This window comes from Vitiosangium sp. GDMCC 1.1324 (assembly GCF_003044305.1).
Classification (GTDB): Bacteria; Myxococcota; Myxococcia; order Myxococcales; family Myxococcaceae; genus Archangium.
Genome location: NZ_PZOX01000019.1, coordinates 112843 through 128474, shown reverse-complemented (window position 1 = coordinate 128474; position 15632 = coordinate 112843). Strand labels below are relative to the sequence as shown.

12 protein-coding genes are annotated in these 15632 nt (G+C 69.5%); 6 read left to right on the top strand and 6 right to left on the bottom strand.

All coding sequences use genetic code 11. From position 1 onward, the window contains the following. Nucleotides 1–57: 57 nt before the first annotated feature. Nucleotides 58–2901 carry an N-acetylmuramoyl-L-alanine amidase gene (locus tag DAT35_RS41305; protein WP_233262016.1) on the bottom strand — a complete coding sequence of 948 codons (2844 nt, stop codon included), beginning with the start codon at nt 2899–2901 and terminating at the stop codon, nt 58–60. Between the two features lie 84 nt (nt 2902–2985). Here DAT35_RS41305 and DAT35_RS41300 point away from each other — a divergent pair, with 84 nt between their 5' ends. Further along, nucleotides 2986–3663 (top strand): diacylglycerol kinase family protein, encoded by a 678-nt coding sequence (locus tag DAT35_RS41300; protein WP_108074795.1) that lies wholly within the window; start codon nt 2986–2988, stop codon nt 3661–3663. 133 nt (nt 3664–3796) lie between these two features. Here DAT35_RS41300 and DAT35_RS41295 read toward each other — a convergent pair whose 3' ends face one another. After that, a complete protein-coding gene (locus DAT35_RS41295) occupies nt 3797–3997 on the bottom strand; it encodes a hypothetical protein (RefSeq protein WP_108074895.1) in 201 nt (66 codons plus the stop codon). A gap of 325 nt (nt 3998–4322) precedes the next feature. Here DAT35_RS41295 and DAT35_RS41290 point away from each other — a divergent pair, with 325 nt between their 5' ends. The 3 genes from DAT35_RS41290 to DAT35_RS41280 all read left to right on the top strand — a co-directional run bounded on the left by DAT35_RS41290 (nt 4323) and on the right by DAT35_RS41280 (nt 7589). Beyond that, entirely contained in the window at nt 4323–5918 is a 1596-nt protein-coding gene (locus DAT35_RS41290; RefSeq protein WP_108074794.1) for an NAD(P)/FAD-dependent oxidoreductase, read from the top strand. A 19-nt stretch (nt 5919–5937) separates the two neighbouring features. Next, nucleotides 5938–6309, top strand: coding sequence for a hypothetical protein (locus tag DAT35_RS41285; RefSeq protein ID WP_108074793.1), 372 nt, complete (start codon nt 5938–5940; stop codon nt 6307–6309). Between the two features lie 140 nt (nt 6310–6449). After that, complete coding sequence (locus DAT35_RS41280; protein ID WP_199243152.1) at nt 6450–7589, top strand: class I SAM-dependent rRNA methyltransferase; 1140 nt, start codon at nt 6450–6452, stop codon at nt 7587–7589. Between the two features lie 4 nt (nt 7590–7593). Here the strand turns inward: DAT35_RS41280 and DAT35_RS41275 are convergent, their stop codons facing one another. Further along, entirely contained in the window at nt 7594–8208 is a 615-nt protein-coding gene (locus DAT35_RS41275; RefSeq protein ID WP_108074791.1) for an START domain-containing protein, read from the bottom strand. A gap of 45 nt (nt 8209–8253) precedes the next feature. On the opposite strand from DAT35_RS41275, the gene DAT35_RS41270 reads away from it, so the two are divergent. Both DAT35_RS41270 and DAT35_RS41265 read left to right on the top strand, forming a co-directional pair. Then, a complete protein-coding gene (locus DAT35_RS41270) occupies nt 8254–9750 on the top strand; it encodes a 3'-5' exoribonuclease YhaM family protein (protein WP_199243151.1) in 1497 nt (498 codons plus the stop codon). A gap of 1 nt (nt 9751) precedes the next feature. Next, nucleotides 9752–11719, top strand: coding sequence for an HD domain-containing phosphohydrolase (locus tag DAT35_RS41265; RefSeq protein ID WP_108074789.1), 1968 nt, complete (start codon nt 9752–9754; stop codon nt 11717–11719). Nucleotides 11720–11725: 6 nt separating this feature from the next. Here the strand turns inward: DAT35_RS41265 and DAT35_RS41260 are convergent, their stop codons facing one another. The 3 genes from DAT35_RS41260 to metG are packed head-to-tail and all read right to left on the bottom strand — an operon-like array spanning nt 11726 to nt 15593. Continuing rightward, nucleotides 11726–12499: a TatD family hydrolase gene (locus tag DAT35_RS41260; RefSeq protein ID WP_108074788.1), complete on the bottom strand. Its 774-nt coding sequence runs from the start codon at nt 12497–12499 to the stop codon at nt 11726–11728. Beyond that, nucleotides 12496–13476, bottom strand: coding sequence for a HEAT repeat domain-containing protein (locus tag DAT35_RS41255; protein WP_108074894.1), 981 nt, complete (start codon nt 13474–13476; stop codon nt 12496–12498). Before DAT35_RS41255 ends, DAT35_RS41260 begins: the two co-directional genes overlap by 4 nt. Before the next feature lie 2 nt (nt 13477–13478). Then, nucleotides 13479–15593: a methionine--tRNA ligase gene (gene metG, locus DAT35_RS41250; protein WP_108074787.1), complete on the bottom strand. Its 2115-nt coding sequence runs from the start codon at nt 15591–15593 to the stop codon at nt 13479–13481. Between the last annotated feature and the right edge of the window lie 39 nt (nt 15594–15632).

The window sequence follows — 15632 nt, the reverse complement described above, 5'->3', positions numbered from 1 at the left end:
GTAATCCTGCCCACCGTGGGAAAGGGCGGCCGACCGTAGGCATGTGGCGCACGCGAGTCAACGCTCTGTGAACACAGATCGACGGCGCGTGCGCCATAGCTGAACAGTCCACAGCAGCAACAAACACGTAACCGACACGGTTCCGCCGCCTGACCGGCAGCCACAACCCGTCTCGGCCTTGTCGTAGGACTCGGGAATGCGGTCCACCACGTAGGGAGCGGGAGGGGGTGGAGGAGGAGGGGGATCGGCCTTCGTCTGCGCCTCCCACTGATTCGGGCTGCCGGCATCCGGAGGCGGGGGGTCCTCCGTGGGGGGAACGGGAGCCGTGGCCAGCACGCCCGCCCGGGCCAGGAAGGACCCCATGAGCCAGGCCCGCCGGGAGGGACTGACGATGCCCTCGAAGGGCATGCCCAGGAAGAGCACCTGGCCTCCTGGAGTCGAGGCCACGCCCGCGGACTGACTCGTCCCCGAGTAGCCCAGCACCGAGGTGCCGCCCGGCAGCGGGGTCAGCGCGTCCAGCGTGCCCACTGGAAAGGCGCCGAGCGTCCCATTGTCGAGCACCGCCCCAGAGAGTTCCTTCAGCCACCCGTCCGGCAGCCCCTCAACCAGGAGAGAGGAGGCTTCGCCGCTCAGCGAGGCGTGGAGGATGTCGGCCAGGAAGGCCTGGGACGTGGAGTCTCCCGCAGAGAGTGAAGAGGCCACGTGGCTACCGGACAACAGCAGGTGGCCGCCGCCAGTGACAAAGGTGCGCATCAGTTCCTGCTCGGCCGAGCCGGGCCCCGCCCCCCCTACCCCTCCCCGTCCGATGAACCAGTCCAGCACCCGGTAGCCCACGGGCGTGAGGAGGCCCGCGGCGAGCGCCTCGCTGGTGGCTCCGTCGAAAGCCACGGCGTGCCGGGCCACGGCGTCCCCGTGGCGGCGCAGGAAGGTGCCGTCATTCATGGACTCCAGCAGCTCGCGCATGGGAGCTCCCAGATCGTACGCCGAGAGGTCATCCGCGCGAGCCAGCGCCGCGTCGAGGCGCCGGAAGGCGTTGATCACCAGCACCTGGGGCACCCCGCCCTCATCCGGGACGTGCACGCCCACCACATCCGAAGGGAAGGACTCTCCGCCAGCGTTGATGGCTGCCACGCGGAAGTACCTCGTGGAGCCCGGAGCCAGGGCGATGGAGACGGTGGTGCTGTTCTCCTCGGTCCCCTCATCCCAGGCCAGCCCGTCCTCGCTCTGGTAGACGCGGTAGCTGGTGACGGGGGTCGTGGGAGGCACGTTCCCGTCCGGATCCGGCGGCTCGGCCCACTTCACCTCCACCTTGCCACTCCCGGCGTTGCGCGCCACCACCGCCGAGGGCGCCTCGGGAGGCAGCCGCACCGGCACGCCATCGCGTGTGGCGAAGTACTTGATGATGCCGTGCAGGAAGGCGCGCGCGGCAATCCGACGGAAGGCCGGATCCTTGAGTTGCGCGGCATCCTGCGCGTTGTCGTGGTAGGCCACCTCCACCAGCACGGAGGGCATCTCCGGGTTGTGGGTCGGGTTCACCTCTCCCAGGTTGGCCGAGCGCAGCTTGCGCACCCTCCAGGTGGGGTCCACCTCCCGCTGGAGGTCCGCCGTCAGCTCCTCCAACAGCTTCTGCGCGAGCACCTCGCTGCCGGGCACCCCGGTGAAGTTATAGGTGCCGTCCACGGGATTCGGGCCGTAGACATAGGCCTCGGTCCCCCGGACGCCGCCGGTGCTGGAGGCGTTGGTGTGCCAGGCGACATAGACGGCGTCCTCCCCCTCCTCGTGCAGCCAGGCGGCGAAGCGCGGGCGCGAGGAGACGTCGTCGTTGCGCTCATTGGAGAGCGCGTTGACGCCCGAGGGAGCGAACACCGAGGGAGGCGCACCGCTGAACTGGGTGTGGTAGCGCGCACACTCCTCGAAGCGGGGACGCGGCAGGGCCCCGAGCGTCGTGTCACCGATGGCGCCGCTGCCACCGCCGAAGCGCACCGCGTCCAGTGACACGTTGCCGGACTCCGCCGAATCGTTGAGCGCCACCACCGAGGCCGTCTCCGGGTGTTGGCCCGCCCGGAAATAGAAGCGGCCCAGCAGAAGCCACGTCCCGCCGTGGCGGCGCTGGTTCACCCGGAAATGGCTCTCCCCCCCTGCGTGCCGCACCACGTAGTGCGCGTCCGGCACCCGGGCCGAGTACGCGCTGTAGGAGACGTACACGTGGTAGTAGCCGTCGGCCGGAATCGAGGGCGTCCAGGTGGCTCGCGCGGTCGCCGTGGGCGCGGCCGTCATCAGCCGATTGCCCCCGAGCTCGAAGGGCCGCACCGCGTTTCCCATGGGCGCCGGCGGCGGACCCCAGCCCGCCAGAGAAGAGGCGGAGAAGAGCTCCGCGGGTCCCTCCTCCGAATAGCCCGCCCCGCCATTGTTGAGGATGACCATGCGCGGGTTGAGATCCGACTCCCGCACGGGAATCACCGTGGCGCCCGCTCCCATCAGCATGGGCATCAGGTACTGGTTGAGCGTCTCGATGGAGACCAGGTCCTCGACGACGTCGTTGGTGTTGCCACGTTGGGTGGCCCAACGGCCCAGCGGCGAGCTGCGGTAGAAGCCGTGCCCCGGGCTCAGGTAGAGCGTCTTTCCCGACAAGGCACCGGCGCGGATGCGCGTCTGCGGCAGCCCCGAGAGTCCGGAGACCCGACCCGTCCGGTCCTCGCGGCGCACCAGGGAAGGCTCCGAGGGCCGCCAGCGCGTCTCGTGGGGCCGGGGGCCGGGCAGCGGGACATAGACGGCGCCCGGGGGCTCCAGTCCGCAATCATTGGAGAAGTCACCCTCCTCCTGGGCCTGGCTCATGCCCGGCAGGCAGAGCAGCGAGAACAGCACCCAGGCGGTGGTTCGAACGTGAGCAGGAAGGGCCATGAGGGGCCGGACGTTAGGCCCCGGCGCGAGGGCATGCCAATCAAACCGTGAGTGCCTGCCTGCTCTCCCGCTAACCTGTCCGTGATGAGCTCTCCAGCCCTCTCCCCTCTGCCTCCTTCCGAGAAGAAGCAGCCACCGGCCTACTCGTCCCAGGGCGGCTCCGGGATGCTCGCCTCCTTCCGTCACGCGTGGAACGGGCTCATCCACACCGCCGTCCACCAGCGCAACATGCGCGTCCACCTGGTCGCCGCCCTCCTCGTGGGCCTGGTGGGCAGCGGCATTTCCCTCGGGCTCGCCGAGAAGGTGACGCTCATCTTCTGCGTCCTCCTCATCTTCTTCGCGGAGATCCTCAACAGCGCGCTCGAGCACCTGGTGGACCTCGCCACCCGCCACTTCGACGAGAAGGCCCGCCTCACCAAGGACGCGGCCGCCGCGGGCGTGCTGGTGCTCGCCATCGGCACCGTCGTCATCTTCTCCGCCATCCTCGTCCACAACTGGGAGACCGTGGCCAGCAGCGGGCCGCAGATCGCCCGTCAGGTGGCCCTGGGCCTGCCGCTCGCACTCTGCGTGACGGTGCTCGTGCTGCCGCAACCGCGCTCCGCCTGGGTGGACCGGACAGCCTTCATGGGGGGCGCCCTCCTGCTCGCCGTGCTCGCGCTGCGCACCGCCAGCTCCGTCTTCACCGCCATGAACGCCGGTCTGCTCGTCATCGCCGGGGCCGCCGCCCGCCAGCGCCGCCGCGAACGCCAGGGCCACCTGTAGACGGTCCGGCGAAGCGCGGACATAAAAAAACCGGCTCAAGGCCGGTTCCTTTTGCTTGCCACCTAGGGGAGCTCGAGCCCCGGGACCTGCCCGGAACCCGGCTGCCCGCTAGGGACAGCGCCATGGTATCGGGTCAGGCTCCCTGCCGAAAGTCCGGCCGGGCCTCCTGTGTTGGCTGACCAACGTTCTTGTCCACACCCTTGATGTCCTCCGTCACCAGGTCGAGCAGCTCGGTGGCCACGCCGATGATCTGCATGGGGGTGTAGCCGCTGGCGCGCAGCTGGTTGAAGAAGGTACGGGCGAGAAGCTTCGTGCCCTGCTTGTCTGTACTCAAGGACGTGTCCTCCGAAGAGCGGTGGGACCGCGTAATCACTGGCGGCACCATCTTCAACCGGCGTGCCAGCAGTCGCCTTCCAGACGCCTTCCCCATGATTCCCCATGCACATCGGGGTGTTGTGAGAATCAATGGGCTGGCGGGGTTGTCCGGAGATGCGAAGGGGCCTTCGCACCCCTCCCAACGCTCAGGGGGAAGGCATGCGAGGGGTGCATCGTCAAGTTCGCACCCAGTCGCGACTTATGTGTTCAACAGCTTGCATTCAGGGGCTCGGCCAGCGCAGATACGCGCCCCCCTTTCCCCGGCTTCAGGAGAAGAGCAGCGCATGGCGTATCGGGTGAACAACATCGGGCTGTGGTTGGACGAGCCGGAAGAGCTGCTCGGCCAGCGTGCGGCCGAGAAGCTCGGAGTGACTCGCGCGGACCTGGCGTCCGTGCGTGTCGTGCGCTCCGTGTTGGATGCGCGCAAGAAAGGCAGCCCCCGCTACATCTATACGCTGGAGGTGGAACTGGCTCCGGGACGCGCGCCCAAGAAGCTGCCGCCCGACGTCGGTGAGGCGCCGCCTCCTCCCGAGCCCCCGCAGCACGTGAAGCAGCCGGAGCGCATGCCGATCATCATCGGCACCGGACCCGCGGGTCTCTTCTGCGCGCTGGGCCTGCTGGAACGCGGCGTTCGCACCATCCTCATCGAGCGCGGCAAGGAAGTGGTGGCGCGGCGGAAAGATGTGGCGAAGCTGATGCGGGACGGCACGTTGGACCCCGAGAGCAACATGAACTTCGGGGAGGGTGGGGCTGGCGCTTATACGGACGGCAAACTGTCTACGCGCATCAACCATCCGCTGGTGCGCAAGGTGATTGAGACGTTCGCCCGCTGCGGCGCGCCGGACCACATCCTCGTCGAGGGCAAGCCGCACATCGGCTCGGACCTGCTGCCGGGCGCGGTGGCGCAGCTGCGCGACGAGCTCATCGCCGGGGGCTGCCAGGTGCTCTTCGAGCACAAGGTGGAGGACGTGCTCTACCGCGACGGCCGGGTGTCGGGGGTGAAGCTGGCGGACGGACGGACGCTGGAGAGCGATCGGGTGGTGCTGGCCCCGGGTAACTCGGCGCGCGAGCTCTACGAGCGCTTCGCCGCGGACGGACGCGTGGTCATCGAGCCAAAGCCCTTCGCGCTCGGCTTCCGGGCCGAGCACCCGCAGGGGCTCATCAACTCCATCCAGTACGGCAGCGCGGCGAAGAATCCGAAGCTGCCCCCGGCCGACTACAAGCTGGCGGAGAACCTGGACGTGGATGGGGAGGTGCGCGGCGTCTACTCATTCTGCATGTGCCCGGGAGGCATCGTGGTGCCCACGCCCACGCAGGACGGGCTGCAGTGCACCAACGGCATGAGCAACTCGCGGCGCAACGCGAAGTACGCCAACGCGGGCATCGTCGTGACGGTGTCCGTGCAGGACTTCGAGCGCGAGGGCTTCACGGGTCCGCTCGCGGGCCTGGAGTTCCAGCGCCACTGGGAGGGCAAGGCATACGAGCTGGGCGGAGGGAAGTTCTTCGCACCCGCGCAGACGATTCCGGACTACCTGGCCGGGCGCGTGAAGAAGGAGCCGGGCGGGACGAGCTACCGGCCGGGGCTGGCCCATACGGATCTCAACACGCTCTTCCCGGCGAGCCTCACGCAGTCGCTGAAGCAGGCGCTGAAGGCGTTCGACCGGAAGATGCGCGGCTTCATCAGCGACGAGGGCAAGCTCATCGGCATCGAGAGCCGCACCAGCTCGCCGGTGCGCATCACCCGCGGCGAGGACATGCAGTCCGTGTCGATGCGGGGGCTCTACCCCGCGGGCGAGGGCTGTGGTTACGCTGGCGGCATCGTCTCCTCGGCCATTGATGGGTTGCGGGTGGCTGAGCAGATTGCGGCCGAGCTGGCCTGAAACCCGGGAGGGAACCACCATGGGTTACCGCGTACGCACGCCGGAGGGAGAGCTGGGCTACCCCACCCTGTTGGACGTGGAGAAGGCGTACACCCAGGGCCTGGTGGCGCCCGATGACGAGGTGCTCGAGGACGGACACTCCACCTGGCGCAAGGCCTCGAGCATCCCGGCGCTGGCCCGGGCGAGGCCCCCGTCGACGGGTCTCATGGGACGTGCCCAGAAAGCGGGCGTCGTCGCCGCGTTGGTGCTGGGTGCCGCGGCGCTGAGGCTCATCCTGAGCGACTCCTGGAGCCGGCGGGGAGCGGGCATCGTCCTGGCGCTGGCGATGAGCTCGGTGCTCATGTGGCTCACCGTCAGTGCCGCCAGGCGGCCGGCCCCCCGGAAGGACTGAGCCTCCTTCCCCTCTCCCGCTCCCCTGCCCTCCAGGGGAGCACTCCCGCCCTCTCCGCACCCATTCCCCGTCCGCCGCATGTTTTCTCCCACCGGAGGCACATGGCGCGGCACGGGGCACGCGCCGAGGGGAGGACGGCCTTGTTCAATACCTACCTTTCCCGCGAGGCGGCGCGACGGCTCAAGCACGGGGCGCCCTGGGTACGCCGCGAGGACATCGTCTCGATGGAAGGCACCCCCTCCGTGGGAGAGGCCGTGCAGCTCCGGGACGAGGATGGGCACGTGCTGGGGCTCGCGGACGTGGACCTCGAGGCCTCCTACGCGGTGCGCCGGCTGGGGCTTCCGGACGAGTCCGCCGAGGGCCTCATCCCCCGCCATGTGCGCCAGGCCTTCGAGCGCCGCGCCCGCATGGTGGATGACCCGCGCTTCTGCCGCTCCATCAACGATGACGGCGACGCCCTCCCTGGCCTCATCGTGGACCGCTACGACATGCACCTCGTCGTCCAGACGCTCACCCGCGCGATGGACGCCCGGCTGCAGGAGCTCACCCGCGCCCTCGTGGAGGTGTGCGGAGCCGAGTCCGTCCTGCTGCGCAACGACACCTCGCGGCGCCAGCAGCTCGGCCTGCCCCTCCAGCGGCCCCACGCGCTCTACGGCAACCCGCCGCGCTGGAGCCGCGTGCTGGAGCTGGGGGCCCGCTTCACAGTGGACCTCACCTATGGCCCGGGCGTGGGCTACCCGTACGACCAGCGGGAGCTGCGCCGCTTCCTCGCCCGGGTCTCCCAGGGCGCTCGGGTGTTGGACCCGAGCTGCCACGTGGGCGGCCTCTTCGTGCACGCCGGACGCCACGGTGCCCGCGCCATCCTCGCCTTCGACAGCGACGCGGACACGGCGGACCTCGCCCGGGAGAATGGCGAGGCCAACGGGCTGCTGGGGCGCCTGAGGGTGGAGCGGGGGGACGCGCTCGACGTGCTCCGCAGCCTGCACGACACCTTCGACCTGGTGCTGCTGGACACCCCGGAGGCCACCTCCCCGGAGACCTTCATCGAGCAGGTGCGCCTGGGCCTGCGCGTCACCCGTCACGGCGGCAACCTGCTCGTCATGGGTTACCACCCGCCCCTGCCCATCGGACGCTTCGACGACCTGATCGCCGAGGCCTGCGAGCAGGAGGGGCGGATGGGCGTGCGCTTCGCCCGGCTCGGCCTGCCCCCGGACCACCCCACCCTGGTGGGTTTCCCCGGCACCGACTACCTGTCGGGCATCGTCATCGAGGCGAGCTGACGCCCTACTTCTTCGCCGCCGCCGCCTTGCGCACGGCCCGGAGGACATCCGGCACGGACGTCTTGTTCGCCCGGTCGGCGATCCACTTGGGCAGCGAGCCCCCCGGGTCCGTGTAGAGGTAGTAGGTGGCGAAGGTCTTCTTCCCCTCCTCCCGCGGCTCCAGCAGCCAGTAGCCCGTGTTGAGCTTCACCCGCACCACGCCCTCCCGCTCGGGGGGCACCCCCTCGGTGGCCGCGGTCCAGGCCGTCTTCAGGAAGCCCTTCCCGTCCTTCCAGTCCGACTCGTCGACGATGCGGATGACGAAGTCGCGCTTGTCCACCAGCGGGGCGTTCACCACGCAGTGGAAGACGATGACCTTCCCGTCCTGCTCCGAGGACACCACGCGGCTCTCGTCGGTGTAGGGCATGGTCTTCGTGTAGTTGTTGTAGTCACGAATGACCCGCCACACGTCGTGGGGAGGGGCATCCATGAGGCCGGTGGCCTTCACCTCGGACACGGAGCCCCCCTCGGGAGTCCGGGCCAGCACGGTGATGCCGTCGTCACGGGCCACCTGCTTCCAGGCCGGTTCATCGGCGCCAGCCAGCAGGAGAAGCAGGGAGAGTGTGGGAAGAAGGGACATGAACACATCCTAACCGCCTGGGTAGTGGTAGTGTCGCCAGCCGAGATGACGACCGACAATCAGGCCGACAAAGCCCCCCATTCCACCCCCACCGACCCCCAGGAAACGGTGCGCAAGGTGTACGCGAAGGACCTGCGCGAGAAGGACGCCGTCAACACCGTCTTCCGCGTCACGAAGAAGGACCGCATCACTGCCCGCAGCGGCAAGGTGTTCCTCTCCGTGGTCTTCGTCGACAAGAGCGGTGAGATCGACGCCCGCGTCTTCGACAAGGTCGAGGAGCTCGAGCCCACCTTCGCCCCCGGTGACTACGTGCTCGTCCGTGGCAACATCATCGGCTTCCACGGCAAGCCGCAGGTGGTCATCGAGGCCATCGAGAGACTGGACCCGGAGCCGCTCGACCCCAAGGAGTTCGAGCCCCCCGCTCGCGAGGAGCCGCCCGCGCGTGAGGAGCAGCCCGCGGCCAAGGCCGCCGCCCCCGCTCGCGAGGAACGCCGCGAGGGCCGCGAGGAGCGCCGGGAAGAGCAGGCCGCGCCGAAGACGGGCGGCGAGGGCCACGGAGGCGCCCGTGCCGTGGGGCAGATCCGCGAGCTCGTCACCGAGCGCGTGAACGACCCGAACGTGAAGGCGCTGCTGCTGGCCTTCCTGGATGATCCGCAGATCGCCGCGGGCCTGCCGCACGCGCCGGCCGCCAAGGGCATCCACCACGCCTACCGCGGCGGGCTGGCGGACCACCTGCTGTCGGTGATGCGGCTCACCCTCCGGGTGGCGGACCACTACCCCATGGCGGACCGCGACCTGCTGCTCGCCGGTGCCTTCCTCCACGACGTGATGAAGGTCGCGGAGATCTCCCCGGAGAAGGGCTTCGAGTACACCGACGAGGGCAAGCTGGTGGGCCACCTCGTGATGACGGCGCAGAAGATCCGCGAGAAGACGCTCGGCCTGCCCAACTTCCCGCCGCTGCTCGAGCAGCACCTCACCCACATCGTCCTCGCGCACCACGGACGGCTGGAGTACGGCTCGCCCAAGCTGCCGGTGACGCTCGAGGCGCACATCGTCCACGCCCTGGACTCGCTGGACTCGCGCATCGCCTCGTGGGTGGAGGCCATGCAGCGCGACCCCAACGACAAGTGGACGGAGAACCTCAAGCTCTACGACCGCTCGCTGTGGAAGGGCCCGGTGCCCACCGTCCGCGGCCGCGCGCCCGTGGAGGGGGGTGGCCGCAAGAAGTTCAAGGAGAAGAAGCCCAAGGAGCGGCCGGAGAAGAGCGCCGGCGCCCCCACGGGCGAGGCCGCCCCGTCGCAGCGGCCCGAGCGGCCCGAGCGGCAGGAGAAGCAGCGCGAGCCCAGGCCGCCCCGTGAGCCTCGGGAGCAGCGCGAGCCTCGGGAGCCGCGCGAGCCTCGCGAGGCCCGGGAGCCGCGCGAGCCCAAGCCGCCGCGCGAGCCCGTGAACGTTCCCAAGGAGCTCACGTTCAAACCGTTCAGCGTGCTGACGAAGACGGAGCCCGCCTCGAAGCCCGAGGAGGGCTCTGACTCGGAAGGCTGACATGGCGAAGAAACTCGGGGAGCGGCTCGTCGAGGCCGGTCTGGTCACGACGGAGTCCATCCAGAAGGCGCTGGAGCACCAGAAGATCACCGGCCACCGGCTGGGGGACTGTCTGGTGGAGATCGGGCTGATCCAGGAGGCGGCGCTGCTGCGCTTCCTGGCGGCCGAGTTCCAGACGCGCTTCGTCTCCGCGGAGAAGCTGGCCAAGGCCCGCATCCCCACGGAGGTGCTGGACAAGGTGCCGGTGCGGCTGGCGGAGGCGCAGAACGTGCTTCCGCTGGCGATCGATCCGGAGCGCAAGCTGCTGTCGGTGGTGGCGGCCGAACCGCAGAACAAGAAGCTGCTGGATGAGATCGCCCTGGTGACGGGCATGACCGAGGTCTACGCGTACGTGGGCCTGCGCAGCACCATCGCCGCCTCCATCCGCAAGCACTACTACGGGGACACCACGGCCTTCGCCGCGCTGGAGGTGGTGACCGCCCAGGTGCGCACGGACCTGACCACCATGGCCACCGCCTACGAGAGCACCTCGGGGCAGGCCCCCCGGAGCAGCCTCCAGCTCCGGCTCGACACGGACGTGCGCCTGCGGGTACCGCCCCGGCAGGGCACCCAGATACGGCCCAACACGTCGCGCAGCGAGGCCTTCCAGGGCTCGCGCGGGACGGTGACCGACAAGGACTACATCGAGACGCTGAACATCCTGGTGACGATGCAGGAGCGGGACCGCAAGCATCACCGGGGGCACTCGGCGCAGGTGTCGCGACAGGCCTCGGTGGTGGCGCGGCGCCTGGGGATGCCGCCCAAGGACGTGGCGGCGGTGGCCATCGCGGGCTACCTGCACGACCTGGGCAAGCCGGCCGAGCGCCACCTCTGCCTGGCGAACAACGCAATGAACCCGGAATGGCTGGCCGACGCCAAACGCTACGTCCGGGTGCCGGTGAAGCTCTTCGAGTCGGTGCACCTGCCGGTGCAGGTGAACACCATGCTCGCGCAGCTGTACGAGGCCTATGACGGCTCGGGAACGCCGCAGGGGGCCAAGGGCGATGACATCACCCTGGGCGCCCGCATCCTGGCGACGGTGGACAGCTACCTGGAGCTGACGAAGAACCCGGCCAACGCGTACGGCAAGGTGCTGACCAAGGAGCAGGCCATCGAACACCTGCGCGAGCACTCGGGAAAGCTGTACGACCCGCTGGTGGCGGACATCGTCATGCAGGTGCAGAACGGCGAGCTGCTGCGCCACCGCATCGCCAACGACGGGCGGCAGATCCTCGTGGTGGAGCCGGAGGAAGGCACGCGCACGGACCTGCTGGAGTCCGCCCAGAAGCAGGGACTGGTGGTGCACGCGCTGGCGCTGCTGGACGGGGCGTACGACGCGCTGGTGTACCAGGACTGCGACGTGCTGGTGGTGGGGCTGAAGTTCGGGCTTGACGAGGTGCTGGGGCTGCTGCAGGCGTTGCGGACCTCGGCGGAGCACGCGGGCCTGCCCGTGGTGGTGCTCGGAGACCCGGACCCGGGCACGCGCGAGCGGCTGATGATGGGAGGAGCCACGGCGGTGGTACCGCCCACGGAGCCCGACGCGGCGGCGAAGATGGTGCGCGCGCTGTACGACGATCGCATCCAGCACAACGGCCCGGCGCGGGTGGTGCGAGGAAGCCTGGACGAGATGCCGGCCCCGGAGCTGCTCAAGCTGCTGGGCACGGGCAAGAAATCGGGGCGCCTGCACCTGAAGCACCACGCCCACGAGGGATACCTGCACATGGAACAGGGGAAGCTCGTCTACGCCACCGTCGCGGGACAGAACGGCGAGCAGGCCATGCAGACGCTGCTGGGCTTCTCGCAGGCCGACTTCCGCTACGACCCGGACGCGCTGCTGCTGGACGTGCCGCAGATGAGCAAGGACCTGGAAGCCATCGCTCAACTGGCCGCGACACGCCGGCCGTCGATCTCCACGGCCGCCGTGTCGTAGGCCTCGTCACACGGTGAAGCCGAACAGCGCCGCCGCGTTGGCGGTCGTCACTTCGGCCACCTGCTCGAGGGACACGCCCTTGAGCTCGGCGACCTTCTTCGCCGTCTCGACGACGTACGAGGGCTCGTTCTTCTTGCCCCGGTAGGGCACCGGTGCCAGGTACGGGCTGTCCGTCTCCACCATCAGCCGATCCAACGGGGCGAAGCGCACCGCGTCCTGGAGCGCCTCGGTCTTCTTGTAGGTGACCACGCCCGACAGCGACAGCAGGAAGCCCAGGTCCAGGTAGCGCCGGGCCGCGTCGGTGTCCCCGGTGAAGCAGTGGATGACGCCCTGTCGCACGCCCTCCTCCTTCAGGATGGCCTCGCAGTCCCCATGCGCGTCCCGCACGTGCACCACGAGCGGCTTGCCGAGCCGCTTCGCCAGTGCGCACTGCCTGCGGAACACCTGGGCCTGTGCGTCTCGGGGCGAGTGGTCGTAGTAGTAGTCGAGCCCGGCCTCACCCACGGCATGGATCTCCGGGCGGGCACACGTGCGCTCCAGGTGCTCGAGGTCCGCCTCGGTGGCGCGGGCCGCCTCGTGCGGATGGATGCCGAGCGTGGGCGTGAGGAAGTCCGGATGCGCGGCGGCGACCTCGAGGGCGATGCCCCAGTCTCCGGGGCCGTGGAACTGGCCGACGATGACGGCATGCACCAGCCCGGCGGCGCGGGCGCGCTCCAGCGCGGCGGTCACCTGCGCGGAGTCGGCGCGATCGAAATGACAGTGTGAATCAACGAGCCTCATGACATCTCCTGGATGAGCTCGGTGAGCTCGGCACGGGCCTCCGCGGAGAACGCGGGCAACACCGCTCGGACACGGTCCCGGCCCTCGGGAACGCCGAGCACCCACAGGCCCTCGGCGGCATCGAGCCGGTAGTCCTCATGGGCCCCGGGCTCGTCGAGCAGCGCGAGCAGCCACGGCAAGGCCTTCGGATCCCCCAACCGGCCCAGGCCACGCGCCGCCGCTCCCCGGCAGTCGTCCTTGCGATCGGAGAGGATGGCGTACAACCGCTCGAGGGCGCCCGGGGCCTTCACCTCGCCACAGAGCTCCACGGCGAGGGCCCGGTCCTGGGCCCAGAGCCACCGCCGCCGCTCCGAGCGCTTGAGGAGCCAGGTGGCCCCCTCGGGGTCTCCCAGCTTCGCGAGCACTCCGGCCGCCTGGGTGCGGTCGAAGGCGGGCAGCAGCCAGCGGTGGAACAGGCGCTGGACGGCGGGCAAGGCACGCGCATCCCCCAGCTCGGCGAGCGCTCCGAGTGTCCGGAAGCGCAGCAGCTCCTCATCGAGCGCCTCAATGAGCACATCCAGGCCGGCGGGGTGCTTGAGGGTGGCCATGCCGCGAGCGGCCTCGAAGCGGACCTCGAAGACGGGGTCCTCGAGGGCTTGGGCGAGCGTCCCGCGACAGTCGGGCCGGGCGAGGTCGGCGAGACGGCCAGCGGCCTCCACGCGCACGACGCTCTCCTCATCGGCGAGCCGCGAGGCGAGGAAGCCCGGGAGCTCCTCGGCGGAGAGCACCACGGTGGCCATACCCACGGCGGTGCGGCGCACGGCCACCTGCTTGTCGGCGAGCAGCCGGGTGAGCGCCGCGGAGAACTCGGGCGCACGCGAGGTGTCCTCGGCGGCCAGGTGGAAGAGGAGCTCCGCCGCCTCGGAGCGAATCCCGGGGTCCCTCTCCCGCTCGAGGGCGAGGAGGGCCCGGTCCCGTTCGGCCCGCCAGTCCGTCACGTTCACTTCACCTCGGAGCCGGGAGGCATGTCCCCCGGATCCAGCAGGGACAGGTCCTTGCCACCGGGGCCGGCGGTCAAAATCATCCCGCGCGACTCGATGCCCCGCAGCATGCGCGGCTTGAGGTTGGCCACCACCACCACCTTGCGGCCCTGCACCTGCTCGGGCTGGAAGGCCTCGGCGATGCCGGAGCAGATGGTGCGCGGCTGCGCCTCACCCAGGTCCACCGTGAGCTTCAGCAGCTTGTCCGCCTTGGGCACGCGCTCGGCGGCGAGCACCTTGCCCACCTTGAGCACCACCTTGCCGAAGTCCGTGATGTCGATCTCCCCCGGCGCGGCCTCGGCGGGCTTCGCGTCGGCGGCCTTGGCCTCCGCGGGCTTGGGCTCGGCGGCCTTCTTCTCCGCCTTGCCACCCTTCCCTTCCTTCTTGCCCTCCTTGGCCGGCTCGGCGGCGGCGGCGGGCTGGTCGAGGATGGCGTTGACGCGGTCCTCCTCCAGACGCGGCAGGAGCGGCTCGGGGGTGCCCACGGGCCGGCTGCGGTCGAGCAGCGGGTAGCTCGCGGTGGCGAGCGCCTCGAAGGTGAGCGGCGGAGCGTTGAGCTGCGCGAAGAGCTTCTCCGTCACGAGGGGAATGACGGGCGTGAGCAGCGCGCCCAGCAGGTAGGCCACCTCGGCGGCATCGCTCAGGTCGGCGCGAGCGGCCTCGGGGTCGGTCTTCACCTTGGCCCAGGGCGCCGCGTTCTGGAGGAAGCCGTTCGCGGACTGGGAGATCTCCGTGATGATGCGGATGGCGTTGCGGTACTCGAGCTTCTCGAAGGCCTCGCGCACCTCGGGGACGCGGCCGAGCGCGGCCTCCACCAGGGACCTGCCATGGCCCTCCTTCGTCGCGGGAGCGAGCCGCTTCTCCAGCGCACCGCCCGCGAGCATGGACAGGCTGCGGTTGGCCAGGTTGCCGATGTTGTTCACCAGCTCGCCGTTCACGCGGAGACGGAAGTCCTTGAGGCTCAGGTCGAGGTCCTCGACCCCGGGGCCGAGCGAGGCGGCGTAGAAGTAGCGCAGGTAGCTCGGGTCCAGGTGATTCAGGTAGGAGCGCACGGGGATGAGCGTGCCGCGGCTCTTGGACATCTTCTCGCCATTGACGGTGAGGTGGCCGTGCACCTTCACGCTGTCGGGCCGCTTGAGGCCGGCCACCTTGAGCACGGCGGGCCAGAAGAGCGCGTGGAAGTAGACGATGTCCTTGCCGATGAAGTGGATGATGCGGGCGTCGCTGTTCTCGGCCCAGAAGTCCAGGGCGCTGTTGGCCTTGCCCGTCGTCTTCGCCCACTTCTCCGTGGTGGCGATGTACCCGATGGGCGCGTCCAGCCAGACGTAGAAGTACTTGTCCGTCTCGCCCGGGATGGAGAAGCCGAAGTAGGGGCCGTCGCGGCTGATGTCCCAGTCCGCCAGGCCCGACTCGAAGAAGCCCTGGAGCTGGGTGGCGAGGCCGGGGTGGATGAACCCGGGCTTGCGCAGCGTCTCCTGCAGGAAGCCCTCGTGGCGCGACAGCTTGAAGAAGAGATGCGAGGACTTACGGCGCACCGGCGGCGTGCCGCACAGGGCGCACCGGGGCTCGATGAGATCCGTGGGGGCGTAGGCCTTGCCGCACTTCTCGCAGGCGTCACCGTACTGATCGGGAGCCTTGCAGTTGGGACAGGTGCCCTTGATGAAGCGGTCCGGCAGGAAGCGCTTATCCACCTCGCAGTAGGCCTGCTCGATGTCGCGCTTCTCGATGTCGCCGTGCTCTTTCAGCTTGCCGTAGATGTACTCGGCGTAGTGCTTGTTCTCGGGCGAGTTGGTCGAGTGGAAGTAGTCGACACTGACGCCGAGGTCGCGGAAGTCCGCCTGGTGCGAGTCGTACCAGCGGGCGACGAACTCCTCGGGCTTGAGACCCTGCTTCGCGGCGTTGATCTCGATGGGAGTGCCGTGGGTGTCGTCGGCGCAGAAGTAGACGACGTCCTTGCCGCAGGAGCGCAGGAAGCGCACATAGATGTCGGTCTGGACGTACTCGACGGCGTGGCCGATGTGGATGGGGCCGTTGGCGTACGGCAGCGCGCTGGTGACGAGGATTCTCTCCGCCATGGGTTCTCCTGAAGGGGGGCGGACATTAGCCGCTCGGGG

Excerpts from the sequence above, each read along its gene's own strand:
- DAT35_RS41305 (WP_233262016.1), bottom strand. The coding sequence starts at position 2,901 with ATGGCCCTTCCTGCTCACGTTCGAACCACCGCCTGGGTGCTGTTCTCG.
- DAT35_RS41300 (WP_108074795.1), top strand. The coding sequence starts at position 2,986 with ATGAGCTCTCCAGCCCTCTCCCCTCTGCCTCCTTCCGAGAAGAAGCAG.
- DAT35_RS41290 (WP_108074794.1), top strand. The coding sequence starts at position 4,323 with ATGGCGTATCGGGTGAACAACATCGGGCTGTGGTTGGACGAGCCGGAA.
- DAT35_RS41285 (WP_108074793.1), top strand. The coding sequence starts at position 5,938 with ATGGGTTACCGCGTACGCACGCCGGAGGGAGAGCTGGGCTACCCCACC.
- DAT35_RS41275 (WP_108074791.1), bottom strand. The coding sequence starts at position 8,208 with ATGTCCCTTCTTCCCACACTCTCCCTGCTTCTCCTGCTGGCTGGCGCC.
- DAT35_RS41270 (WP_199243151.1), top strand. The coding sequence starts at position 8,254 with ATGACGACCGACAATCAGGCCGACAAAGCCCCCCATTCCACCCCCACC.
- DAT35_RS41265 (WP_108074789.1), top strand. The coding sequence starts at position 9,752 with ATGGCGAAGAAACTCGGGGAGCGGCTCGTCGAGGCCGGTCTGGTCACG.
- DAT35_RS41260 (WP_108074788.1), bottom strand. The coding sequence starts at position 12,499 with ATGAGGCTCGTTGATTCACACTGTCATTTCGATCGCGCCGACTCCGCG.
- metG (WP_108074787.1), bottom strand. The coding sequence starts at position 15,593 with ATGGCGGAGAGAATCCTCGTCACCAGCGCGCTGCCGTACGCCAACGGC.